This is a genomic window from Stappia sp. P2PMeth1 (assembly GCF_900185735.1).
In the GTDB taxonomy this organism is placed as follows: Bacteria; Pseudomonadota; Alphaproteobacteria; order Rhizobiales; family Stappiaceae; genus Stappia.
Map to the genome: position 1 here is coordinate 54,294 of NZ_FYAW01000021.1, position 22,415 is coordinate 76,708.

General features: G+C 68.9%; 17 protein-coding genes. 10 read left to right on the forward strand and 7 right to left on the reverse strand.

What is annotated here, in order from left to right; translation table 11 throughout:
* Nucleotides 1-29 precede the first annotated feature (29 nt).
* Nucleotides 30-1,409: a peptidoglycan DD-metalloendopeptidase family protein gene (locus P2PM1_RS14070; protein ID WP_186399477.1), complete on the forward strand. Its 1,380-nt coding sequence runs from the start codon at nt 30-32 to the stop codon at nt 1,407-1,409.
* Nucleotides 1,410-1,499: 90 nt separating this feature from the next.
* Here P2PM1_RS14070 and prfB read toward each other — a convergent pair.
* The 3 genes from prfB to P2PM1_RS14085 all read right to left on the reverse strand — a co-directional run bounded on the left by prfB (nt 1,500) and on the right by P2PM1_RS14085 (nt 6,857).
* Nucleotides 1,500-2,631 (reverse strand): peptide chain release factor 2 gene (prfB, locus tag P2PM1_RS14075; RefSeq protein WP_186389270.1). Its coding sequence is split into 2 segments (ribosomal slippage): nt 1,500-2,561 and nt 2,563-2,631, totalling 1,131 coding nucleotides; the frame shifts between segments, so codons are not numbered across the junction.
* Nucleotides 2,632-2,834: 203 nt separating this feature from the next.
* The gene (locus P2PM1_RS14080; RefSeq protein WP_186399478.1) at nt 2,835-5,285 is read right to left on the reverse strand and encodes a penicillin-binding protein 1A; all 2,451 of its coding nucleotides are present in this window, start codon (nt 5,283-5,285) and stop codon (nt 2,835-2,837) included.
* A gap of 237 nt (nt 5,286-5,522) precedes the next feature.
* Nucleotides 5,523-6,857, reverse strand: a complete 1,335-nt coding sequence (locus tag P2PM1_RS14085) for an N-acetylmuramoyl-L-alanine amidase (RefSeq protein ID WP_244301520.1) — start codon at nt 6,855-6,857, stop codon at nt 5,523-5,525.
* Between the two features lie 916 nt (nt 6,858-7,773).
* On the opposite strand from P2PM1_RS14085, the gene P2PM1_RS14090 reads away from it, so the two are divergent.
* Nucleotides 7,774-10,461 (forward strand): ribonuclease E/G, encoded by a 2,688-nt coding sequence (locus tag P2PM1_RS14090; protein ID WP_186399479.1) that lies wholly within the window; start codon nt 7,774-7,776, stop codon nt 10,459-10,461.
* 274 nt (nt 10,462-10,735) lie between these two features.
* Here the strand turns inward: P2PM1_RS14090 and P2PM1_RS14095 are convergent, their stop codons facing one another.
* Complete coding sequence (locus P2PM1_RS14095) at nt 10,736-11,257, reverse strand: DUF4405 domain-containing protein (RefSeq protein WP_186395476.1); 522 nt, start codon at nt 11,255-11,257, stop codon at nt 10,736-10,738.
* 713 nt (nt 11,258-11,970) lie between these two features.
* Entirely contained in the window at nt 11,971-13,131 is a 1,161-nt protein-coding gene (locus tag P2PM1_RS14100; protein ID WP_186399480.1) for a pyridoxal phosphate-dependent aminotransferase, read from the reverse strand.
* Nucleotides 13,132-13,470: 339 nt separating this feature from the next.
* Between P2PM1_RS14100 and P2PM1_RS14105 the strand changes: the two genes are divergently transcribed.
* From P2PM1_RS14105 to aat, 6 genes are all read left to right on the forward strand, one after another.
* Nucleotides 13,471-14,991 (forward strand): M48 family metalloprotease, encoded by a 1,521-nt coding sequence (locus tag P2PM1_RS14105; RefSeq protein ID WP_186399481.1) that lies wholly within the window; start codon nt 13,471-13,473, stop codon nt 14,989-14,991.
* A 65-nt stretch (nt 14,992-15,056) separates the two neighbouring features.
* Complete coding sequence (locus P2PM1_RS14110) at nt 15,057-15,809, forward strand: DsbA family protein (protein WP_186399482.1); 753 nt, start codon at nt 15,057-15,059, stop codon at nt 15,807-15,809.
* Between the two features lie 160 nt (nt 15,810-15,969).
* Nucleotides 15,970-16,410, forward strand: coding sequence for a type II 3-dehydroquinate dehydratase (gene aroQ / locus P2PM1_RS14115; RefSeq protein ID WP_186389263.1), 441 nt, complete (start codon nt 15,970-15,972; stop codon nt 16,408-16,410).
* A gap of 50 nt (nt 16,411-16,460) precedes the next feature.
* Nucleotides 16,461-16,919 carry an acetyl-CoA carboxylase biotin carboxyl carrier protein gene (accB, locus tag P2PM1_RS14120; RefSeq protein WP_186389262.1) on the forward strand — a complete coding sequence of 153 codons (459 nt, stop codon included), beginning with the start codon at nt 16,461-16,463 and terminating at the stop codon, nt 16,917-16,919.
* A 14-nt stretch (nt 16,920-16,933) separates the two neighbouring features.
* Complete coding sequence (gene accC / locus P2PM1_RS14125) at nt 16,934-18,283, forward strand: acetyl-CoA carboxylase biotin carboxylase subunit (RefSeq protein ID WP_186399483.1); 1,350 nt, start codon at nt 16,934-16,936, stop codon at nt 18,281-18,283.
* Nucleotides 18,284-18,388: 105 nt separating this feature from the next.
* On the forward strand, nt 18,389-19,078 hold the full coding sequence (aat, locus tag P2PM1_RS14130; protein ID WP_186399484.1) for a leucyl/phenylalanyl-tRNA--protein transferase: 690 nt from the start codon (nt 18,389-18,391) through the stop codon (nt 19,076-19,078).
* Between the two features lie 6 nt (nt 19,079-19,084).
* Here aat and parA read toward each other — a convergent pair whose 3' ends face one another.
* Nucleotides 19,085-19,735 carry a ParA family partition ATPase gene (parA, locus tag P2PM1_RS14135; protein ID WP_186399485.1) on the reverse strand — a complete coding sequence of 217 codons (651 nt, stop codon included), beginning with the start codon at nt 19,733-19,735 and terminating at the stop codon, nt 19,085-19,087.
* Nucleotides 19,736-19,957: 222 nt separating this feature from the next.
* Between parA and P2PM1_RS14140 the strand changes: the two genes are divergently transcribed.
* On the forward strand, nt 19,958-20,665 hold the full coding sequence (locus tag P2PM1_RS14140; protein WP_186399486.1) for a fumarylacetoacetate hydrolase family protein: 708 nt from the start codon (nt 19,958-19,960) through the stop codon (nt 20,663-20,665).
* 4 nt (nt 20,666-20,669) lie between these two features.
* Nucleotides 20,670-21,458 carry a 1-acyl-sn-glycerol-3-phosphate acyltransferase gene (locus P2PM1_RS14145; protein ID WP_186399487.1) on the forward strand — a complete coding sequence of 263 codons (789 nt, stop codon included), beginning with the start codon at nt 20,670-20,672 and terminating at the stop codon, nt 21,456-21,458.
* 32 nt (nt 21,459-21,490) lie between these two features.
* Here P2PM1_RS14145 and P2PM1_RS14150 read toward each other — a convergent pair whose 3' ends face one another.
* The gene (locus tag P2PM1_RS14150; RefSeq protein WP_186399488.1) at nt 21,491-22,336 is read right to left on the reverse strand and encodes a hypothetical protein; all 846 of its coding nucleotides are present in this window, start codon (nt 22,334-22,336) and stop codon (nt 21,491-21,493) included.
* Nucleotides 22,337-22,415 lie beyond the last annotated feature (79 nt).

The following is a 22,415-nucleotide window of genomic DNA, read 5'->3' on the forward strand; positions in this document are numbered from 1 at the left end:
GGCACCGCCGGGAACGGGTCCACAGACGCATGACAGGACACGCTGCAAACGGCCGCAGGGACTTCGGCAAGCGCAAGGAGCCGCATCGGGTGATCATCGCCCGCGGCGACCATGTCCGCAGCTTCACCATCTCCCCCCTGATGGCGGGTCTGGCGACGACGGTCGTGGCCGCGCTTGCGGTCGGCTATATCGGCGCCACCGCCTATCTCGTCCTGCGCGACGACATCATCCAGTCTTCTGCCGAACGTCAGGCGCAGATGCAGCTCTCCTACGAGGACCGCATCGCCTCGCTGCGCTCGCGCATCGACCAACTCACCAGCCGCCGCGTGCTCGAGCGCCGCAGCATCGAGGAGCAGCTCGCCGACGTGGTCGAGCGCCAGCGCGATCTCGACACCCGTCAGGCGCGCGTTTCCGGACTGCTCGCCAAGGCGGCCGAAAGCGGCATTCGCGTCGCGGTCGCCGGACCGGTGCCGCCCGCCAAGCCGGCGAGCCTCGCCATTGACACGACCAATGCGCCCACCGGCATCGGCGGCACGCCGGAGCCGATCGAGATCTCGCCGCTGCTGAGCCTGCGCGGCACCCGCTCCGAAGACAATGCCGCCGCCGAGGCCGCCGCCCGTCAGGGGGCCGCCGCCCCAGGCAAGCCGCTGCGCGACCTCGCCCCGGCCGGGCCCTCTGCCGAGGGCGCCGCCGCCGGTCCCGACCGGCGCATCGAGATCATCGAGGACGTCAATGCCGCGCTCGACCGCATGGACAGCGAGGCACACGCGGCGCTCGACGTGATCGCCGTCACCGCCGAGCGCGACGCGGCGACCATCGCCGATGCCGCCGACCAGCTCGGCCTGCAGCTTGCCGGCGCCAAGCATCTGCCGGCCTCCGGCCAGGGCGGCCCGTTCGTGCCGCTCGCCGACACCGATTTCGATTCGCGCATCCAGCGCGCGGAGACGGCGCTTGTCGCCCTCTCCCAGGTCAAGGACGCCGCCCGCGGCATCCCGCTCGCCTCGCCGCTTCCCGGCGCCGAGCTCTCCTCCCCCTTCGGCCCGCGCGTCGACCCCTTCCTCGGCCGCATGGCCATGCATACCGGCCTCGACTTTCGCGCCGCCACCGGCGAGGTGATCCGTGCGCCGGCGCCGGGCAAGGTGGTCTTCGCCGGGCGCAACGGCGGCTATGGCAAGTCGGTCGAGATCCGCCACCCGAGCGGCGTCGTCACCCGTTTCGCCCATATGAGCCGGATTTCGGTGAACGAGGGCGAGACGGTCGCGACCGGCGCCCGGCTCGGCACCGTCGGCTCCACCGGCCGCTCCACCGGCCCGCACCTGCATTACGAAATCCGGGTCAACGACCGGCCGCTCAATCCGGCCCGCTTCCTGCGCACCGGCGAGAAGATCAGCCCGCTGCTCGGCGACTGACCACCGCTCCTGCAGACCCACAAACGCGAAACGGCGCCCGCGGGCGCCGTTTCCTGTTGCCTGGTCTCATACTGGCGAGCGGAGCGGCCGTCAGTCCACGTCCTCGACCGTCTCCGGCGCGCCGCCAAAGGCGCGCTGCGCCAGCGTCGCTTCCATGAAGTCGTCAAGGTCGCCGCCCAGCACGCCGGTCGGGTTGGTGCTCTCGACGCCCGTGCGCAGGTCCTTCACCAACTGGTAGGGCTGCAGCACATAGGAGCGGATCTGGTGGCCCCAGCCGATCGAGGTCTTCGAGGCAGCCTCGGCATTGGCCTTCTCCTCGCGCTTCTGCAGCTCCAGCTCGTAGAGCCGCGCCTTCAGCATCGACCAGGCGGTCGCCCGGTTCTTGTGCTGCGAGCGCTCCGACTGGCATTGCACCACGATGCCGGTCGGCTGGTGGGTGATGCGCACCGCCGAGTCGGTCGTGTTGACGTGCTGGCCGCCCGCGCCCGAGGCACGGTAGGTGTCGATGCGGCAGTCGCTCTCGTTCACCTCGATCTCGATCGAGTCGTCGATGACCGGATAGACCCACACGGAGGCGAAGCTGGTGTGCCGCCGCGCCTGGCTGTCATAGGGCGAGATGCGCACCAGCCGGTGCACGCCCGATTCCGTCTTCAGCCAGCCATAGGCGTTCTCGCCCTTGACCTTGAGCGTCACCGACTTGATGCCGGCTTCCTCGCCGTCATGGAGCTCGAGCACCTCGACCTTGTTGCCGTGCTGCTCCGCCCAGCGGGTGTACATGCGCAGCAGCATGCTCGCCCAGTCCTGGCTCTCGGTGCCGCCGGCGCCGGAGTTGATTTCCAGATAGGCGTCGTTGCCGTCGGCTTCGCCCGACAGGAGCGAGGCGATCTGGCGCTTGTTAACCTCGCTGCGCAGCGCCTTCAGCGCCGCCTCGGCCTCGCCGATCACCTCCTTGTCGCCTTCCATCTCGCCGAGTTCGATCAGCTCGAGATTGTCGGCAAGGTCGGCTTCCAGCTTGCGCACGCCGCTCAGCCCGTCATCGAGCTGCTGGCGCTCGCGCATCAGCTTCTGCGCCTTGGCAGGGTCGTTCCAAAGGGTCGGATCTTCGGACGCGGCGTTCAGTTCATCCAGACGGACAATCGCGTTGTCCCAGTCAAAGATGCCTCCTCAGCAGGCTTATGGCCTGCTTGATTTCGTCGACCACGGCCTCGGTTTCAGCGCGCATCGCCGTCCTTTCTCGCCAGTTGGGGGTTGCAGTTCGAAAAGAGGGACGCGGCGACAGCCAAAGGCCCGGCGGCGCGTCCGTTTCGGTCGCGGACCATAGTTGATCGGCCCGCCGATCGCAAACGCCGCGGCCGGGTCTCCCCCGCCGCGGCGCCGAAGATTTCAGGTCCAGACATACGGCAGTGCCGAAGCGGACGCGTCAGGTCAGTACAGGCCGCCGGTGCCGCTCATCACCGCCTGCCCCGCCTCCGGCGAGACCGTGCGCGGAATGCCGATCTCGTCCTGGAAGCCGATGATCGAATATTCGTCCGGCGGCGCCGTGCCCGGCTTGAAGCCTTCCAGGATCGTGCCCGGCGTGCCGGCGCCCGCGCGCAGGCCCGTCTGCCGGTTGATCGGGATGAGCTGCAGCCCCTTGGGCACGCGGAACTCGACCGGCGGGCTGTCCTTCAGCGCCGCCTGCATGAATTCGGTGAAGATCGGCGCCGCCACCTGACCGCCGGTCGCGCCGCGCCCCATCGGCTTCGGCGTGTCGTAGCCGACGAACACGCCGACCGTCAGATCGGGCGTGTAGCCGACGAACCAGGCGTCCTTCTCCTCGTTGGTCGTGCCCGTCTTGCCGGCGACCGGACGGCCGAGGACCTTGATGCTGGTGGCGGTGCCGCGCTGGACGACGCCTTCCATCATCGAGGTGATCTGATAGGCGGTCATCGGATCGAGCACCTGCTCGCGATTGTCGATCAGCTCCGGCTCGCCCTGGTTCGCCCAGTGATCGGTGGCGCAGGTCTCGCAGATCCGCTCGTCATGGCGATAGACGGTCTTGCCATAGCGGTCCTGGATCCGGTCGATCAGCGTCGGCTGCACCTTGCGACCGCCATTGGCGATCATCGCATAGGCGGTGACCATGCGCATGACGGTGGTCTCGCCGGCGCCGAGCGACATGGACAGAACCGGGGTCATCGCATCGTAGATGCCGAACCGCTTGGCATATTCGGCGACGAGCGGCATGCCCATGTCCTGTGCCAGACGCACCGTCATGACGTTTCGCGACAGTTCGATGCCGACGCGCAGGGTCGAGGGGCCGTAATACTTGCCGCCATAGTTCTGCGGCCGCCACATCGGCAGGCCGGGGCCCTGCGCCATCTCGAACGGCGCGTCCATGACCACGCTGGAGGGCGTGTAGCCGTTGTCGAGCGCCGCCGCATAGAGGAACGGCTTGAACGACGAACCCGGCTGGCGATAGGCCTGCGTCGCGCGGTTGAACTCACTCTGCGAGAAGGAGAAGCCGCCGACCATCGCCAGCACACGGCCCGTATAGGGGTCCATCGCCAGCAGCGCGCCGGAGACGCTCGGGAACTGGCGCAGCTCGTAAGCCCCGTCCGCTCCCTTCTCGACATAGACCACGTCGCCGGGCGACAGCACGTCGCCGACGCTGTTCGGCGAGCGGCCGCTGACCCGCGCCCATTTCATGCCGGCGAGCGGCAGGGACACCCGCTCGCGCTCGCTCGACAATTCGCCGCTGGCCAGCCGGCCCGGCTTGAGGCCGACCTCGGCGCGATCGCCAGACGTCGACAGGACCACGGCAAGCTGCCACTCCGGCACGTCGGACATGCCGTCGATCCGGGACAGGTCCGCGCCCCAGTCGCCCGCGCCGAGCTCGATCTTCTGCACCGGGCCGCGCCAGCCGCCGCGGCGCTGGTCGAAGGCGATGAGACCGTCCATCAACGCCTTGCGCGCGATCACCTGCAGCTTCGGGTCGAGGGTCGAGCGGACCGACAGGCCGCCTTCGTAAAGGCGCGTCTCGCCATAGAGATTGGCGATCAGCCGGCGCACCTCCTCGGAGAAATATTCCGAGGCGAAGAGGTGGGTGCCGCGCGAGCGCAGCTTGACGGTCAGCGGCTTGGCCTTGGCTTCCTCGCCCACGAGACTGTCGATGTAGCCGTTCTCGACCATGCGGTCGATCACCCAGTTGCGACGCTCGATCGCCGCATCGCGCTCGCGGAACGGGTGGTAGTTGTTCGGCCCCTTCGGCAGCGCGGCGAGATAGGCCACCTCCTCCAGCGTCAGCTCGTGCACCGACTTGTCGAAATACAGCAGCGAGGCGGCGGCGACGCCATAGGCGCCGACCCCGAGATAGATCTCGTTGAGATAGAGCTCGAGGATCTCGTCCTTGGTGTAGGCCTGTTCGATGCGCAGGGCGAGGATCGCCTCCTTGACCTTGCGCTCCATCGACACTTCGTTGGTCAAGAGGAAGTTCTTCGCCACCTGCTGGGTGATGGTCGAGGCGCCCTGCGGCCGGCGGCCGCTGCCGTAATTGCGGAAATAGGCGACCGCCGCACGGGCGATGCCTTCCGGATCGATGCCGAGATGGGAATAGAAGTTCTTGTCCTCGGCCGAGATATAGGCCTGCTTCAGCAGGTCGGGGACCGCCTGGATCGGCAGGAACAGGCGCCGCTCCTTGGCATATTCGGCCATCAACTGGCCGTCGGCCGCGTGCACGCGGGTCATCACCGGCGGCTCGTAGTTCTTGAGCGCGGTATAGTCCGGCAGGTCCTCGGACAGGTCCTGCAGGAACAGCCAGATGCCCGCGGCCACGAGCAGACCCAGCACGGCACCGATGCCGAACAGGTAGCCGAAGAGTTTGATCAGGAACTTCATATATCCGGCTCGTCTATCCCGGTAATCTCGATCTTGCGATGCGCTGGCCGGTCTTCCGGCCGGCCCGGACGGAGCGGACTTGCGCCGCGCCGTCATGCCCCCGTTGCGATCCCGGCGCAATAGCGGATCGGGACCGCGCTGCCCCTTGTTCCCTGTCGCGGGCGCCGATCGCGGCCGCGTTTGAGAACCCCCACTCCTTCCGCGACCAATATGGCGATGCTGAGGCGGAGCCCCACCTCACTCCACCTGCTCCTCCGCGTCGGTCTTGGCGGTGACCGCGGTCGTGTGCGAAAGCTTCATCGCGCCATCGCCGAAGCGGCGCCCGAAATAGCCGTCGATCGCCGCGACCAGCGCCTGCGTCATGCGTCCGCGCCACTCCTCGGTGGTCATCAGCTTCTCGTCCAGGCGGTTCGACAGATAGCCGAGCTCGACCAGCGCGGACGGCACGTCATGCGCCGTCAACACGCGGAAACCGGCGGATCTGTGCGGATTCTTGACCAGTTGCGCGGTGCCGCGCAGCTCATCCACCAGCGTCCGGGCGAACAGGAAGGAGAACTTCTTGGTTTCCTGGCGGGCCAGGTCGATGAGGATGTCGGTGACGTCGTCCGGCTCGTTGGCAAGGTCGATGCCGGCGATCACGTCCGAGCGGTTCTCGCGCTCGGCAAGGGCGGCGGCGATCTCGTCGCTCGCCGTCTCCGACAGGGTGTAGACGCCGGCACCGCGCACCTGGTCGCGGCCGATTCGCACCGAATCCGCATGGATCGACAGCAGCAGGTCGGCCTCCAGCTCGCGGGCGATGTGGACCCGCTCGCGCAAGGGAACGAACACGTCTTCGTCCCGCGTCATCCGCACCTCGTAGCGCCCGCTCGCCATCAGCCTGTCGCGCAGCAGCCGGGCGAAGTCGAGCACGATGGCCTTTTCCAGCGTGCCGGTGGTGCCCCGGGCGCCCGTGTCGATGCCGCCATGGCCGGGGTCGAGCACGATCAGCGGCTTGTCGCGGCGGCGGGTGGCGGTGAGCTTGTCGCCCTTGCGCGCGGCCTGGGGCGCCGGCGTCTTCGCCGTCTCCAGGAACGTCTCGCGGCTGGTGCCGACAAGATCGAGCACCAGCCGCGCCGGCTGGTCGGAGACCGGCGGCAGCACGAAGGACTTGTCGACCGCGACCGGCCCGGAAGCATCAAGCACGATGCGCGACTTGCCGGCGGCGAACATGCCGAAGCGCCAGGCGGTGATCAGGCCGCGCCCGTCCTGCCCGGCCGCCGCCGGCAGGTCGAAATTGACATGCGGCAGGTCGATGACGACGCGATAGGGATCGGACAGGGTCGAGACCGCGAAGTCCACCGGCGCGGACAGGTCCATGATGAAGCGGGTGCGCGCCTCGTCGCCGGCGATCCGCGCCTCGCGCGCCACCGCCTGCCCCGACGCGCTCCCGGAGGCCTGTTCGGCCAGGGCCGGACCTCCAGCAAGCACCAGACCGGCGGCCAAGACCAGGCCGCTCGCCAGCACAGGGCCGCGGGCCGGCGCCAAACGGGCAACCAGCGCCAGCAGACCTGTCATGCGCGCGATGATCGTCACTCGATATGCCTCTCGCCGGTCCCTGCCCGCCCCGCCGGTTTACTGCAGCAAGATGTACCTCGGGGCAAGTTAACCTTTCATTGACGATACGACGCCCGCTGCACGGATGCGAGGCAGAAGCGGCCCGATGCAAGCCTGGGTCAGTGTCCTTCCGTCAGCCTACTTGCCATATGCCTTCCGCGACCGTAAAAGAAATGCGACGGGTCCGGGAGTTGAAGCTGATTCAGCCTGGATCGTTCTGGTGCCATCTGGCGGCGTCCGGTCAAGCCAACTGTACTTTCGTAAACAGCGAACGATCAATTGGCAGCGGCGCCCGGCAGGGTGGCCATCGAATTCGTGCGTTCCCGGTCTGCGTGGCGAAGGCCGAACACCGGGAACCGGTCGATGGTGCCGCGTGTCAGCGATGCCTCGTGCCAGCAACGGCGCGCCGCGTGTCGACGACACCCCGCATTCCGGACGCTTGCGTCCCGACCGGCGTTCCGCAGCGCCCCTGGCCCCGCTCATCGGCGGCGCTTCGGGCATCGGCGACGGAACGAGGCGCATGAAGCGTCCGGCAGCGCACTGCGCGGCCGGCACACGATGGCCGCAAGGCTGGCCGGAGCCCCGTCTCGGCTTGCCACCGACGGCCGCCTCAGCGCCCGGCAAGGCAGCCGACAGGACTGACACATCCGGCCCGCCGCAAGGCGGCGGCCGCCGCAACATGGCTTACTGGGCGCTGCAATGAACCAATGCGCGAAGACGATCCTGAAGGGACACGAGGCCGCCGTCACCGGCGTCGCCGGGTCCGGACGGATCGCCGCGCGGTGCAGCACCCCTTCGTCTTTCATCACACCGCAGAACAGGACGGCCGCCTTCGCGCGGATCCGGGCCGGCGTAACAAGCCGCCCGGGCGCGACGGTCGTGGAGACATCCATCAATGGCAAACAAAATGCTGATCGACGCCGCGCACCCGGAGGAGACCCGGGTCGTCGTGGTGCGTGGAAACAGGGTCGAGGAATTTGATTTCGAGGCCGCGAACCGCAAGCAGCTTCGCGGCAACATCTATCTGGCCAAGGTAACGCGGGTCGAGCCGTCGCTGCAGGCGGCCTTCGTCGACTATGGCGGCAACCGGCACGGCTTCCTCGCCTTCGGCGAGATCCACCCCGACTACTATCAGATCCCGGTCGCCGACCGGCAGGCCCTCATCGAGGAAGAGGAGGCCGAGGCCGCCCGCGCCGACGACGACGAGCGCCCCTCGCGCCGCAAGCCGAAGGCCGCCAGGCCCGCCAGCCAGGAGAACGGCGAGGCTGTCGCCTCCGAGGAGAGCGAGAACGGCGAGGACGACGTCGAGTCGGTCGGCGCCGAAGACGCGATGGAGGAGGTTCCCCAGCGCGTCCGCAAGCACCGCAAGCAGTACAAGATCCAGGAAGTCATCAAGCGCCGGCAGGTGCTCCTGGTGCAGGTCGTCAAGGAGGAGCGCGGCAACAAGGGCGCGGCGCTGACCACCTACCTGTCGCTGGCCGGCCGCTATTCGGTCCTGATGCCGAACACCGCCCGCGGCGGCGGCATCTCGCGCAAGATCACCACCCCGACCGACCGCAAGCGGCTGAAGAAGATCGCCTCCGAACTGGAAGTGCCGCAGGGCATGGGCGTGATCCTGCGCACCGCCGGCGCCAGCCGCACCAAGGCCGAGATCAAGCGCGATTTCGAATACCTGATGCGGCTTTGGGAGAACGTGCGCGACCTGACGCTGCAGTCGTCGGCGCCCTATCTCGTCTATGAGGAGGGATCGCTGATCAAGCGCTCGATCCGCGACCTCTACAACAAGGACATCGACCAGGTGCTGGTCGCCGGCGACGACGGCTATCGCGAAGCCAAGGACTTCATGCGCATGCTCATGCCGAGCCATGCCAAGAACGTCCAGCCCTACAAGGAGGCGACGCCGGTTTTCTCGCGCTTCATGGTCGAAAGCCAGCTCGATGCGATGTTCTCGCCGCAGGTGACGCTGAAGTCGGGCGGCTACATCGTCATCAACCAGACCGAGGCGCTGGTCGCCATCGACGTCAACTCCGGCAAGTCGACGCGCGAACACAATATCGAGGACACCGCCGTCCAGACCAATCTGGAAGCGGCGGAGGAAGTGGCGCGCCAGCTCCGGCTGCGCGACCTTGCCGGCCTGATCGTGATCGACTTCATCGACATGGAGGAGAACAAGAACAACCGGGCCGTCGAGCGCAAGCTGAAGGACTGTCTGAAGAACGACCGCGCCCGCATCCAGGTCGGCCGCATCTCGCATTTCGGCCTTCTGGAGATGTCGCGCCAGCGCATCCGCACCGGCGTCCTGGAAAGCTCGATGACGCCCTGCCCGCATTGCCACGGCACCGGCATGATCCGCTCGGTGGAATCGGTGGCGCTGCATGTGCTGCGTTCGCTCGAAGACCACCTGCTGAAGGGCGCGACGCACAATCTGATCGTCCGCACGACGACCGAGGCGGCGCTCTACATCCTCAACCAGAAGCGCGGTCACCTCGCCGACCTGGAGGAGCGGTTCGGCCTCGAGGTCACCGTGCAGGCCGGCCATATGGACAATGGCCAGCACTATGTGCTGGAGCGCGGCGAGCCGATCGAGGCGCGCCCGAACATCGCCCCGCGCATGATCCAGCCCTCGACCGTGATGCCGATGACGGTGGACGAGGCCGACGAGATCGATGAGATCGACGAGATCGAGGAGGACGAGGAGGCCCCGCGGTCGTCGTCCGGCCGCGACGAGAGGGCCCGCGACGAGAGCGACGGCGAGGACGGCGCCCGCAGCAAGCGCCGCCGCCGCCGCCGGCGCCGGCGTCCGTCCTCCGAGGAGGACCAGCAGCGGACGCAGGGCGTTGCCGGCGACCGGGCTGACGAGAGGACCGGCGAGAGCGACGACGAGAGCCTTGAGGACGGCGAGCCGGACGGCGAAGCCGAGGCCGGGGCGAGCGAACGCGGCGAGGACGGCGACGAGGACGAGCGGGCCCGCCGCAAGCGCCGCCGCGGCCGCCGGGGTGGCCGCCGCAGCCGCCGCGACGGCGAAGGCGAGAACGGCGAGAGCGAGAGCGACGAGCCGGTCGCGCAGGCGTCGGAGACCTCCGGCGACGGCGAGAGCGACGCCAATGCCGAGGCCGGGACCGAGGCTGTTGACAGCGTGAGCGAGGCCGCCGACGAGGGGGCGGAGAGCCCCGACGCGCCGGCGGACGAGGCTCCGGCCGAGGCGGTTTCCGAAACGACGTTGGCGGCAGACGAGCCGGTGACCGAGCCGGCCGCGGAGGCAGCGCCCGAGGCCGAAGCCGAGGCCGAGGCGCAGGAGCCGGCCGAACCAGCGGCTGAGATCGCCGCGGAGGCGGAAGCTGCTGAAGAGACGCGCGAAACCGCACCTGAAGACGGTTCTGAAGACGGTTCTGAAGACGCGCCGGCGGAAGCTGTCGCCGAGGAGGCTACGCCGGCGGCCGAGCCCGTGGTTGCGGCCGAACCGGCAGCTCCGAGCGAGCCCGTCGTGGTGCGCGAGACCGTCTCCAAGGACGGCAGCAGCGAGGAAACCGACCCGGACGGCCCGAAGCGGTCCGGCTGGTGGCAGCGCCGCAGCTTCTTCTGATCTTTCATCAATGACATGACGACGGCGCCCGGAGACATCCGGGCGCCGTTTTCGTTTTGCGGAATTTTGAGAAATTTCGAGACGGATTTTGCAAAATTCCGTCTCGAAATCGCGAAAATTCGAGACGCGCGCGCAAATTCGGCCGGCGATCCGGATCGGCCGGCGGCGGGGATAAGCCGGAACCGGCGCACCTCGTCTGCCCCCTCGCGTGATTACTGTGTCCCCGCGCTATCCCCGGGCCACGCGAAACTTGTCCCCGCCCGCGGACCTGCGGCTATAGTCCTTGAGCGAAGGCGACGTCGGCGATCAGCGCCGGGCCGGCGGGCTTGCCCGAGGCGCTGGCGATCTCGGCCAGCGAGGCGGCGGCGAGGTCGCCGTCCGGCGCCACCCGGTAGCCCTTGGCGGCAAGACGCTCAGCCAGCGCCTGCGGCGTCAGGTCGAACAGCGGCGCGACCTCGGCGATGCTCCCCTTCTCCAGGGCGCCGAGGGCGGCGCGCATCGGATTGCCGCCGCTGGTCCCGGCGGTCAGCACCGGCACGGCGAAGGCCAGGGAGGCGGCAAGGCCGAGGGCGGCCGGGACGAGAAGCTGGCGGCGCTTCAGATAGACGGTGAAGCCGTTCCAGTTGCGCCACAGGTGCAGGGCGACGGGCGCGAGCAGCAGCATCGACAGCCATTCGTGCATGCCGTGAAACACCGCGCTGCTCCAATGGAAGAACAGGGCGACGCCGGACACGGCGGAGACGGCGAAAAGGATGATGGTGAACGTGGTTCCATGGGTTTTCAGGACGCGCAACATGGGGCTCTCCGAAACTGATCTGCCTCCTCTGCGGCAAGGCGTGGCAGACCGGCGCGCACCCGGCAATGGCCAGACTGTAACGGAGTGTCGCAAGGCGTGGCGCCGCGACAGATCCGGACAGTTTTGATGACGTGCGGGGGAGAGGTCCGTGGGAGCGAAGCGATGCCCTGGGGGTGAGGCATTGCCGTGGAGGGCGGCTTGTTCTCACGAACGCTCTGGCAGCCAATGGACCCCGGCTCTGCGCTTGCGCGCGGCCGGGGTGACCTCGGAGGGTGGGGTGACGGCAGGGGCACCGAAGGGACGCCCCCGAGGGTAGGTTGACCGGCGCGTGCTTGCGCGCGACCGGGGGTGACCTCCGAGATGGGGTGAGGCCGTGCCTCCCCCACGGAGGTCATCCCGGCCGCAGGCGAAGCCGGAGAGCCGGGAACCAATGGCGCCCTCAGCGGATATTTGTCGCACATGCCTCTCCCCGCGTCCTCCCGGACGAGGCCGAAGGCCGACGATCCGGGACCGGGGAGCCACGAACGTTCGTGGGGACGGCCGGGAGCGTTTCGGGCAGGCCCTCGGCTCGCCGGTCCCGGGTCGCGCTAGCGCGCGCCCGGGATGACGAAAGGAGAGGATTGCGTCCGGGAGGACGCACGGAAACGGACGAGCGCGGAAGGGCGCGCCGTCCGGAAGGACGAAACGCGAGGGCGGAGCGAAATGCGCCCCCCTCACCCGGCCCGGGGCAGCCAGTCGGCGAGGCGGTCGACAGCCTCGGCGATGACCGCATGGTCGCCGGCGAAGGAAAAGCGCATGTAGGAGCGGCCGTTGACCGGGTCGAAATCCGGGCCCGGTGTTGCCGCGATGCCGGCCTCCTCCAGCATCCGCGAGGCGAAGGCGAGGCTGTCATTGGCGAAGGGACGGATGCCGGCATAGAGATAGAAGGCGCCGTCGACGGGGAGCAGTTCGGTGAAGCCGAGCGTCGGCATGCGCTCCAGCAACAGCGCGCGGTTGCGGGCATAGCCGGCCTTCACCGCCTCCAGCTCGTCGCGCGCGCCGAAAGCGGCGGCCGCTGCCCGCTGCGACAGTTCCGGCGGCGAGATGTAAAGGCTCTGGGCGATGCGCTCGACCGGGCGGACCAGATCCTCCGGCAGCACCATCCAGCCGATGCGCCAGCCGGTCATGCAGTAGTATTTCGAGAAACTGTTGATGACGATGGCCTTGTCGGTGAAGGAGAGCGCCGTCTCCTGCTCGCCGTCGAAGACGAGGCCGTGATAGATCTCGTCGGAGATGAAGCGGATATCGAGCGCCTCGCAGGCATCGCTCAAGGCCTTGAGCGCCTGCGGCGTCATCATCGTGCCGGTGGGATTGGCCGGCGAGGCGACCAGAACGCCCTTGAGCGGGCCCTCGCGATGGGCGGCCTCCAGCAGCGCCGGCGTCAGGGCCCAGCGGGTGTCGGCGCCGACCTCGATCTCGACCGGGACGAGACCCAGCGCTTTCAGGATGTTGCGATAGGCCGGATAGCCGGGCGCGGTGATCGCCACGCGGTCGCCGACATCGAAGGCGGCGAGGAAGGCGAGGTTGAAGCCGGCCGACGAGCCGGTGGTGGCGACGATCCGCGACAGCGGCACATCGAGGCCGTGGGTGTCGCGATAATAGCCGGCGATCGCCTGCCGCAGGCCGGCGAGCCCGCGCGCCTCGGTATAGCCGATGCGCCCGCCCTCCAGCGCCGCGCGGGCCGCCGCGAGCACCGGCGTCGGAGCCGGCGCGCCGGGCTGGCCGACCTCCATATGCAGGATGCGGGCGCCCTCCGCCTCCAGGGCATTGGCGCGCGACAAAACGTCCATGGCGAGGAACGGCTCGACGTCGGACCGGCGGGAGGGATGCGGCATGGAAAGGTCCTGTGTACGCTCATGACGGCAAAGTGACGGAAAACGCCCCAGTCTGCCTATCTCGCGCCGCATTTGCCGCGTCAAGACAGGGAGGCAGTCGGGCAGGCAGACGGGTGGGCAGACGGGTGGGCAGGCAGGGGCGCCGGAGCAGTTGACCGCCCGTCACGGGCTCCCTACCCTTCGCGCGGGCCGCTGTCGAGGCTCGCGGCGCGGGAGGAGCGGGATTTTGCCCGCCGGCCCGACTGACAGCAGACAGATCCGGCAGCAGACAGATCCGGCAAGAGGCTGATCCGGCAACAGGCTGATCCGGCAAGAGGCACAACAGGCAAGAGGCAGAAGATGGGGTCCTTCCGCTCGCTCGACCGAACCGGCACGGCATCGCCCGCGGTGCGCCGCACGGATGCAAGCCGCAGCCCGGCGTGCGGGCTGCTGCACAGGCTGCTGCGCCGACCTCTGCACGGACTGCTGCGCGGACTTCTGCGCCGGAGCGCCGCGCTGGCGATGGCCGGCGTGCTGGCGCTGGGGCCGGCGCTGACGCCGATGGGCACGGCCGCGCGGGCGCAGGGCAGCCTGCCCCTGGTGCGCGACGCGGAGACCGAAGCCTTGATGCGTGACTATGCCGGGCCGATCTTCGACGCCGCCGGCATCGCCCGCCAGCAGGTCGACATCATCCTGGTCAACCGCAACGATTTCAACGCCTTCGTCGCCGATGCCCGCCGCATCTTCATCAATGTCGGGGTGATCATCGACGCCGAGACGCCGGGCGAGGTGATCGGCGTGCTGGCGCATGAGATCGGCCACATCTCCGGCAACCATCTGGTGCGGCTGCGCCAGGCGCTGGCCAATGCCCAGGTGATCGCGGTGATCGGCGCGGTGCTGGGTGCCGGCGCCATCGCCGCCGGCTCCAGCTCCGGCTCAAGCGACATTGCCCAGGGCGGCGCCGGCGCCCTGACCGCCGGCGCGGGGCTGGCCCACCGCTCGCTGCTCGCCTATCGGCGCGGCGAGGAATCGGTCGCCGACCGCGCCGCCCTCACCTATCTGCAGAAGACCCGCCAGTCGGCGCGCGGCATGCTGAAGACCTTCTCGCGCTTCGCCGACCAGACGCTGTTCTCGGCCCAGTACACCGACCCTTACGCGCAGAGCCACCCGATGCCGCGCGAGCGGCTGACCCAGCTCGAGACGGTGGCGCGCCAGAGCCCCTACTGGGACACGCCGGAAGACCCGCGACTGCAGGCCCGCCACGACATGGTGCGGGCCAAGCTGATCGCCTTCACCGCCCATCCGAGCACGGTGGCGCGCGACTACCCGCGCTCCGACAGCTCGCTGCCGGCCGAATATGCGCGGGCCGTCGTCACCATGCGCACGCGCAGCCGCAGCGAAGCGGTCGAGGCGATCGACAAGCTGATCCGCCGGCAGCCGGACAATCCCTATTTCCACGAGCTGAAGGGCCAGGCGCTGCTGGAATCCGGCAACCCCAAGGCGGCCATCGCGCCGTTCCGCCAGGCCTTGAGCCTGCGCCCGCGCGAGGCGCAGTTCCAGATCTGGCTCGGCTTCGCGCTGGTCGCGGCCAACGACAACGCGCTGCTGCCGGAGGCCGAGAAGATCCTCAAGGCCGGCCTGCAGGTGGACGAGAACTCGCCGATCGGCCATTCGCAGCTCGCCATCGCGCTCGGCCGCCAGGGCAAGACGGCGGAGGCGGATGTGGCGACCGCGCGCGGGCTGATGGCGCGCGGCGACTTCCAGGCGGCCAAGCGCTACGCCGCCCGCGCACAAAAAAATTTGAAGCCCGGCACGCCCGCATGGCTGCAGGCCGATGATATCGTGTCCTATAAACCACCGCAGCTTCCCGGCCGCTCGTGAGCGCAAGCGACACTGCGACGGCACCCGCCAACGAGGCCGGACCCACCCGGCCGCTGGAGACCCGAATGAAGAAACTCGTACTGGCCGCCGCCGCGACGCTGGCCCTCCTCCTGTCGCCGCTGGCGCTCGCCCAGGACGCGCCGCTGCAGCGCGGCGATGTCGAGGCCATCGTGCGCGACTACCTCGTCCAGAACCCGGAGGTGATCCGCGAGGCGCTGGAGGAGCTGGAGCGCCGCGAGATCGCCGCCGCCAACAAGGCCCGCTCCGACGCGCTGTCGACGGTGGCCGACATCCTGTTCGATTCCACCCGCCAGGTGGAGCTCGGCAACCGCGAGGGCGACGTCACGCTGGTCGAGTTCTTCGATTACAATTGCGGCTACTGCAAGCGCGCCATGGTCGACATGGAACGGCTGCTGAAGGAGGACGGCAAGCTGCGGATCGTCCTCAAGGAATTCCCGGTGCTGGGCCAGGGCTCGGTCGAGGCGGCGCAGGTGGCGGTCGCCGTCAACCTGGTGGCGCCGGAGAAGTATCACGACTTCCACCGCGAGCTGATGGGCGTGCGCGGCCAGGCCAACAAGGCCTCGGCGCTGGCCGCCGCGACGGCCGCCGGCATCGACGCTGCCAAGGTCGAGGAGACGCTGGGCAAGAGCGAGGTCAACACCACCCTCGAGGAGGTCTACATGCTCGCCAACCGGCTCGGCCTGACCGGCACCCCGTCCTATGTGATCGGCGACGAGGTGGTGATGGGCGCGGTCGGCTACGACCAGCTCAAGGGCAAGATCTCGGCCATGCGCAATTGCGGCCAGGCGACCTGCTGAGCGCCGAAGCCATGGGCGCGGGCAGCGGCAAGATGAGGTCTTTTCCTCATCCCCGCTTGTCCCTATAAGAGGCAGGTATCGTGACGCGGCGCCTTGTGCGGCGCGTCGTCCCTTGCGGGCCCCGTTGCGGAGCCTTCAAGGGACCCTCAACGGGGAATCCATGTCCGCCGCCATCTATGTCCTCAACGGGCCGAACCTCAACCGGCTCGGAACACGGGAGCCTTCCACCTACGGAACGGCGACGCTGGCCGATATCGAGCGGCTGTGCCGCGATGTCGGCGAGGATCTGGACCTGGACATCGAGTTCCGCCAGACCAACCACGAGGGCGTGCTGGTCGACTGGATCCAGGAGGCGGGCGACGTCGCCCAGGGCCTGGTGATCAACCCGGCGGCCTATACCCACACCTCGGTGGCGCTTCACGACGCGATCCGGGCGGTGCAGATCCCGACCGTCGAGGTCCATCTGTCCAACGTCCATGCCCGCGAGGCGTTCCGCCACCGCTCCTACGTGTCGCCGGTCGCGCTCGGCGTGATCTGCGGCTTCGGCCCGACGGGCTACCGGCTGGCGCTGGAAGCGCTGTCGACCGTCATCCGGCCATGACCTTCGGGCGCGCGGCGCCCGACCAACCACGAAAAGACCAAGACAAGCCCATGTCGGAAAAGAAAGACCAGATCGACCAGGACCTGATTCGCCAGCTCGCGATGCTGCTCGACGAGACCAATCTGACCGAGATCGAGCTGGAGCGGGACGACTTCCGCGTCCGCGTCGCCCGTCAGGTGACGGTCGAGGCTCCGGTCTCCTTCGCCCGCGCCGCTGCCGCCGCGCCGGCGCCGGTCGTCGCCACCCCGGTCGCCGCCGCCGAGGCGGCAAGCCATCCGGGCGCGGTGCTCTCGCCGATGGTCGGCACCGCCTACCGCTCGCCGGAGCCGGGTGCGCGCACCTTCGTCGAGATCGGCGACACGGTCGCCGCCGGCGACACGCTGCTGATCGTCGAAGCCATGAAGACCATGAACCAGATCCCGGCGCCGCGCGCCGGACGGGTGACCGCGATCTTTGTCGACGACGGCCAGCCGGTGGAGTACGGCGAGCCCCTCGTCGTCATCGAGTGACGGGGACAAAGCCCATGTTCACCAAGATCCTGATCGCCAATCGCGGCGAGATCGCGCTGCGGGTGCTGCGCGCGTGCAAGGAGCTTGGCATCCAGACGGTGGCCGTGCACTCGACCGCCGATGCCGATGCCATGCATGTGCGCCTTGCCGACGAAAGCGTCTGCATCGGCCCGCCGCCGGCGCGCGACAGCTATCTCAACATCCCGCAACTGCTCGCCGCCTGCGAGATCACCGGCGCCGACGCGGTGCATCCGGGCTACGGCTTCCTGTCGGAAAACGCCCGCTTCGCCGAGATCCTCGAAGCCCATGACATCGGCTTCATCGGCCCGACCGCCGAGCATATCCGCATCATGGGCGACAAGATCGCCGCCAAGCAGACGGCGCGCGACCTGGGCATCCCGGTGGTGCCCGGCTCCGACGGCGCGGTGACGCCGGCGGACGACGCCCATGCCATCGCCCGCGAGATCGGCTATCCGGTGCTGGTCAAGGCGGCGGCCGGCGGCGGCGGACGCGGCATGAAGGTGGCGCTCAGCGAGAAGGACCTCGACACCGCGCTGTCGACGGCCCGCTCGGAAGCCAAGGCCGCCTTCGGCGACGATGCGCTCTACATGGAGAAGTATCTCGGCAAGCCGCGCCACATCGAGATCCAGGTGCTGGGCGACGGCCGGGGCAACGCCATTCACCTCGGCGAGCGCGACTGCTCGCTGCAGCGCCGCCACCAGAAGGTCTGGGAGGAAGCCCCCTCCCCGGCGCTGAACGCGGCGCAGCGCAAGGAGATCGGCGAGATCGTCGCCGCCGCCATGCGCAAGCTGAAATACCGCGGCGTCGGCACGATCGAGTTCCTCTACGAGGACGGCCAGTTCTACTTCATCGAGATGAACACCCGCCTGCAGGTGGAACATCCGGTGACTGAAATGATTACCGGTATCGACCTGGTCAACGAGCAGATCCGCATCGCCTCCGGTGCCGAACTGACGCTGCGCCAGGAGGATGTGGTGTTCGAGGGCCATGCCATCGAATGCCGGATCAATGCGGAGAACCCGCGCAGCTTCGCGCCTTCGCCGGGCAAGATCACCTATTACCACCCGCCCGGGGGTCTCGGCGTACGCGTCGATTCCGGCGTCTATCAGGGCTACCGGATCCCGCCGCATTACGACAGCCTGATCGGCAAGCTGATCGTGCATGGCCGCAACCGGGTGGAGTGCATGATGCGGCTGCGCCGCTGCCTCGACGAATTCGTGGTCGACGGCATCGAATCGACCATTCCGCTGTTTCGCGACCTGGTCGACAACCAGGACATCGCCAACGGCATGTACGACATCCACTGGCTGGAGAAATATCTCGCGGCCAAGACGGATACCTGAGAAGACGGATACCTGAGAAGATGGGCACCTGAGGAGATGGGCGGCGACCGGCGCCGCCCGCCTTCCGACCGCCCGCCTTCGATCGTCCGCCGAGGAAAGGCAGCCATGGGCAGGAACACCCGCGATCCGCTGGTCATCACGCCGCAGGTGCTGCTCAAGGCCTATGCCTGCGGCATCTTTCCGATGGCCGAGTCGGCCGAGGACCCGAACCTCTTCTGGATCGAGCCGGAACATCGCGGCATCCTGCCGCTCGACGGTTTCCATATCCCGCGCCGCCTGCGCCGCACCCTGCGCCAGGACGTGTTCGAGATCCGCATCGACCACGATTTCCAGGGCGTGATCGACGGCTGCGCCGCCCCCACCGACGACCGCCGCAAGACCTGGATCAACAGCGAGATCCGCCGCCTCTATGGCGCGCTCTACGACATGGGCTATTGCCACACGGTGGAGGCCTGGCGCGACGGGCAACTGGTCGGCGGGCTCTACGGCGTGTCGCTGGGCGCCGCCTTCTTCGGCGAGAGCATGTTCGCGCGCGAGCGCGACGCCTCGAAGGTGGCGCTGAGCCATCTGGTGGCGCGGCTGATCGCCGGCGGCTACGAGTTGCTGGACGCCCAGTTCGTCACCGAGCACCTTGCCCAGTTCGGCGCGCTGGACGTGCCCAAGGCCCGCTACGACAGGCTGCTTGGCAACGCGCTCGCCCGCTATGGCGATTTCCTGGCCTTGCCCGACCGGGTGAGCGGTGCGCAGGCGCTGGCCGTCATCGACGGCGCGCAGGATGACGCGGCCGGGGGCTGACCGCTTCTAAACCTCCAGGCCGAGCAGCCGCGCGACCTCTTCGGCAAGCAGGCGGGCCTCATCCGCGCCCTTGCCGCGCGCCTCCGTCTCCAGGATCGTCAGCCCCTCGCCCATCGAGGCGGCGAAGGCCGTGCGGTTGCCGAGCCGGGCGGCGGCGACGGTGAAACCGTTCTCGCCGATCAGCCCCATCACCTCGGCGGTCAGCGCGGCGCGCGGCGGAACGCGGTTCAGCACGACGAGCGCATCGGTGCCCTCGCGGCGGGCGATGTCGACCGTCTGGCCGGTGGCCCACAGGTCGACCTGCGTCGGCTGCATCGGCACCAAGACGAGGTCGGCGGCCTCGATCGCCGGGCGCACGTCGGAGTCTGTCTTGGGCGGCGTGTCGAGGATGACGAGACCGTGGTCGCGGGCGAGCGAACGCGCCTCGCGCCGGGCGCCCCAGCCGCTGGAGGTGCGGAAGGAAAGACCGGTCGCGCCGTCGCCGAGCGAGCCCTCGCGGGCCTCGTACCAGGTGCCGAGCGAGCCTTGCGGGTCGATATCGACCACGGCGACCGGAAAGGCGCCGCGCGCGGCCAGCGCCACGGCAAGATGCGCCGCCAGCGTCGTCTTGCCCGAGCCGCCCTTTTGCTGCGCGACCGAAATGATACGCCCCGTCATCGTCCGCTCCCACAGGTCTCGTTCACGCTGTTGTTGCCGCCATTGTTGCATTGCAAAAAAACAAAGACAATCGTCATCGCCACATAGCCGGCGCCGCCCCGCCAGGCATGCTCCGCCGCCCACTGGACCGGCTCCCGGCAAGGGCGTAAACAGGAGCGCCCCGCATGCCGGAGCGGAGCTTCGCCGGCGCCCCGCACGCGGCCCCCCGAGAGGAGACTTTCCGTGACCGACTACGTGATTGCCCCGCCTCCGGCCGCCGATGTCGCGGTCGAGGGGACGGACGCACGCTTTCCGATCCGCCGGGTGTTCTGCGTCGGGCGCAACTATGCCGCCCATGCCCGCGAGATGGGCAAGGACCCGGACCGCGAGCCGCCGTTCTTCTTCACCAAGCCCGCCGACGCGGTATGCGATGCCGGCGGCACCCTCCCCTATCCGCCGCTGACGGCGGACCTGCATCACGAGGTGGAACTGGTCGTCGCCATCGGCCGCGGCGGGCGCGACATCGCACCGGAGGATGCGGAAAGCCACATCTGGGGCTACGGCATCGGCCTCGACCTGACACGCCGCGACCTGCAGCAGCAGGCCAAGGACCTCGGCCGGCCCTGGGACTGGGGCAAGGCCTTCGACCGCTCCGCCCCCTGCTCGCCGCTGGTGCCGGCAAGCCGCATCGGCCACCCGAAGAGCGGGCGCATTGCCCTGAAGGTCAACGGCGAGCTGCGCCAGCAGGGCGACCTTGCCGACCAGATCTGGCCGGTGGCGGACATCGTCGCGATCTGCAGCGCCTCGGTGGAGCGGAAGCCGGGCGACCTGATCTTCACCGGCACCCCGGCCGGCGTCGCGGCGCTGCAGCCCGGCGACCTCCTGGAGGGCGAGATCGAGGGCGTGGCGCGGCTCAGCCTTGCCATCGGCGCGCCGCGGGACCGGGACTGACCCCATGGCCACAGACGGAGCCCCGGTGCCTGCTCCAGCCGTCTGGACACCGCCGCGCGCGAGCGCGCGCGTGGTCTTGCGCTCGCTCGCCTTCCAGGGGCTGGTGATCGCCAGCCTGGTGCTGCTGGCGCCGGCCTGCATCCTGATGCTGCTGCCGCGCGCGGTGACACGCAAGGTGGCGCGCCTCGTCGTGCATGGCTGGCTCGCCCTGCTGCGGCTGACCGTCGGGCTCGCCTACGAGGTGCGCGGGCGGGAAAACCTGCCGGAGGGGCCCTGCCTGATCGCCGCCAAGCACCAGTCGGCCTTCGAGACGCTGGCGCTGCAGGTGATCCTGACCGACCCGGCCTTCGTGCTGAAGCGCGAGCTGACGCTGATCCCGGTCGCCGGCTGGGGCATGTGGCGGCTCGGCCATATCGCCATCGACCGGAACGCCGGCGCCAGCGCCCTGATGAGCCTGATCCGCCAGGCGAAGCGGCGCATCGCCGACGGCCGGCAGGTGGTGATCTTTCCCGAAGGAACGCGCAGCGCGCCGCTCTCCGCCCCGAACTACCGTCCGGGCGTCGCCGCGCTGTACCGGGCGCTGCAGGTGCCCTGCGTGCCGGTGGCGCTGAATTCCGGCCTGTTCTGGCCGCGCAACAGTCCCTGGAAATTTCCCGGCCGCATCACCATCGAGATCCTGCCGGCGCTTGCCCCCGGACTGTCCAGCGGCGCCTTCATGGCCGAGTTGCAGCAGGCGGTGGAGCCGTGCTCGGCGGAGCTTGCCCGCGCGGCGATGGCAACGCCCCGGCCCTGACGGATCAGGCGCCGGGACTCAGGAACCAAGGATCAGGCGCCCCGGATCAGGCGACGGGAGCGCGATCCGGCGGCGAAATCGCGGGCCATCCGGTAGATCTCCGGCGCATAGAGCATGAAGTGGACGATATAGGCCGAGATGGTGACGATCTCCTGCACCGTATAGGCATAGTAGATGTCGTATTCGGGGATCGGCAGGTCCAGCCCCTTGACCAGGAACAGCAGCACATAGAACCCGGCAAGGCCGGCGGTGACGAAGGCAAGGTCGCGGCGCAGGCGCGTGTAGCGCGAGCCGAGGCGCAGATAGGTCGGCCGTCCCGTGTCCGGCAGGCGAAGCAGCCGGGTGGTGAGAATGCCGCTCATCAGGATCGACAGCGCCTGGAACACGAAGAACAGGTAGCTGCCGAGCATGTGCAGGTCGTGATCGTGGCGGAAGGTCACCTGGGTGCAGATGACCATGCCCGTGGTGCCGAGCGCCTGCATCACCAGGAACACCGCCATCAGCCGCCGCAGGCTGGTCGCAACGCGCGGCAGATGGCCGGCGCGCGCGGAAATCGCCCCGAGGAAGGCAAAGGACAGCGGCACCATCGCCAGCGCGATGACGATGGCGACGGCAAGGATCGCGGCGGCGAAGGGGTCGCCGATGGCCGGATCGGTGATGGCGCGGCTGACCGTCGGCGCGCTGCGCAGGATGTAGTCGGGGTGGCGCTCGTAGAAGGCCCAGCGGGCCCAGACCATCATGTAGATGGCAAAGCCGGGAATAATCACCACCGGCAGCGCCGCGACCCACCCGGCGAGCCGGGCGCCGCGCGAGGCGTCCGCCGTCGACGAACCGTCGGGCCCCGCCTCCCCCGCTCCGGCTTCCAGAGACTGTTCCATGCCGTGCCGTTGCCCCGATTCTGCCTCGTCTCGCGCCCGGCTTGCGGCCCGGCCGTGTCGCCCTAGCCATAGGGACAGG

What these genes read in the sequence shown, in the direction of transcription:
- accB (WP_186389262.1), top strand. Translation starts at nt 16,461, where the DNA reads ATGTCGGAAAAGAAAGACCAGATCGACCAGGACCTGATTCGCCAGCTC.
- P2PM1_RS14100 (WP_186399480.1), bottom strand. Translation starts at nt 13,131, where the DNA reads ATGCCGCATCCCTCCCGCCGGTCCGACGTCGAGCCGTTCCTCGCCATG.
- P2PM1_RS14090 (WP_186399479.1), top strand. Translation starts at nt 7,774, where the DNA reads ATGGCAAACAAAATGCTGATCGACGCCGCGCACCCGGAGGAGACCCGG.
- P2PM1_RS14145 (WP_186399487.1), top strand. Translation starts at nt 20,670, where the DNA reads ATGGCCACAGACGGAGCCCCGGTGCCTGCTCCAGCCGTCTGGACACCG.
- aat (WP_186399484.1), top strand. Translation starts at nt 18,389, where the DNA reads ATGGGCAGGAACACCCGCGATCCGCTGGTCATCACGCCGCAGGTGCTG.
- aroQ (WP_186389263.1), top strand. Translation starts at nt 15,970, where the DNA reads ATGTCCGCCGCCATCTATGTCCTCAACGGGCCGAACCTCAACCGGCTC.
- P2PM1_RS14095 (WP_186395476.1), bottom strand. Translation starts at nt 11,257, where the DNA reads ATGTTGCGCGTCCTGAAAACCCATGGAACCACGTTCACCATCATCCTT.
- P2PM1_RS14105 (WP_186399481.1), top strand. Translation starts at nt 13,471, where the DNA reads ATGGGGTCCTTCCGCTCGCTCGACCGAACCGGCACGGCATCGCCCGCG.
- P2PM1_RS14150 (WP_186399488.1), bottom strand. Translation starts at nt 22,336, where the DNA reads ATGGAACAGTCTCTGGAAGCCGGAGCGGGGGAGGCGGGGCCCGACGGT.
- accC (WP_186399483.1), top strand. Translation starts at nt 16,934, where the DNA reads ATGTTCACCAAGATCCTGATCGCCAATCGCGGCGAGATCGCGCTGCGG.
- parA (WP_186399485.1), bottom strand. Translation starts at nt 19,735, where the DNA reads ATGACGGGGCGTATCATTTCGGTCGCGCAGCAAAAGGGCGGCTCGGGC.
- P2PM1_RS14110 (WP_186399482.1), top strand. Translation starts at nt 15,057, where the DNA reads ATGAAGAAACTCGTACTGGCCGCCGCCGCGACGCTGGCCCTCCTCCTG.
- P2PM1_RS14070 (WP_186399477.1), top strand. Translation starts at nt 30, where the DNA reads ATGACAGGACACGCTGCAAACGGCCGCAGGGACTTCGGCAAGCGCAAG.
- P2PM1_RS14080 (WP_186399478.1), bottom strand. Translation starts at nt 5,285, where the DNA reads ATGAAGTTCCTGATCAAACTCTTCGGCTACCTGTTCGGCATCGGTGCC.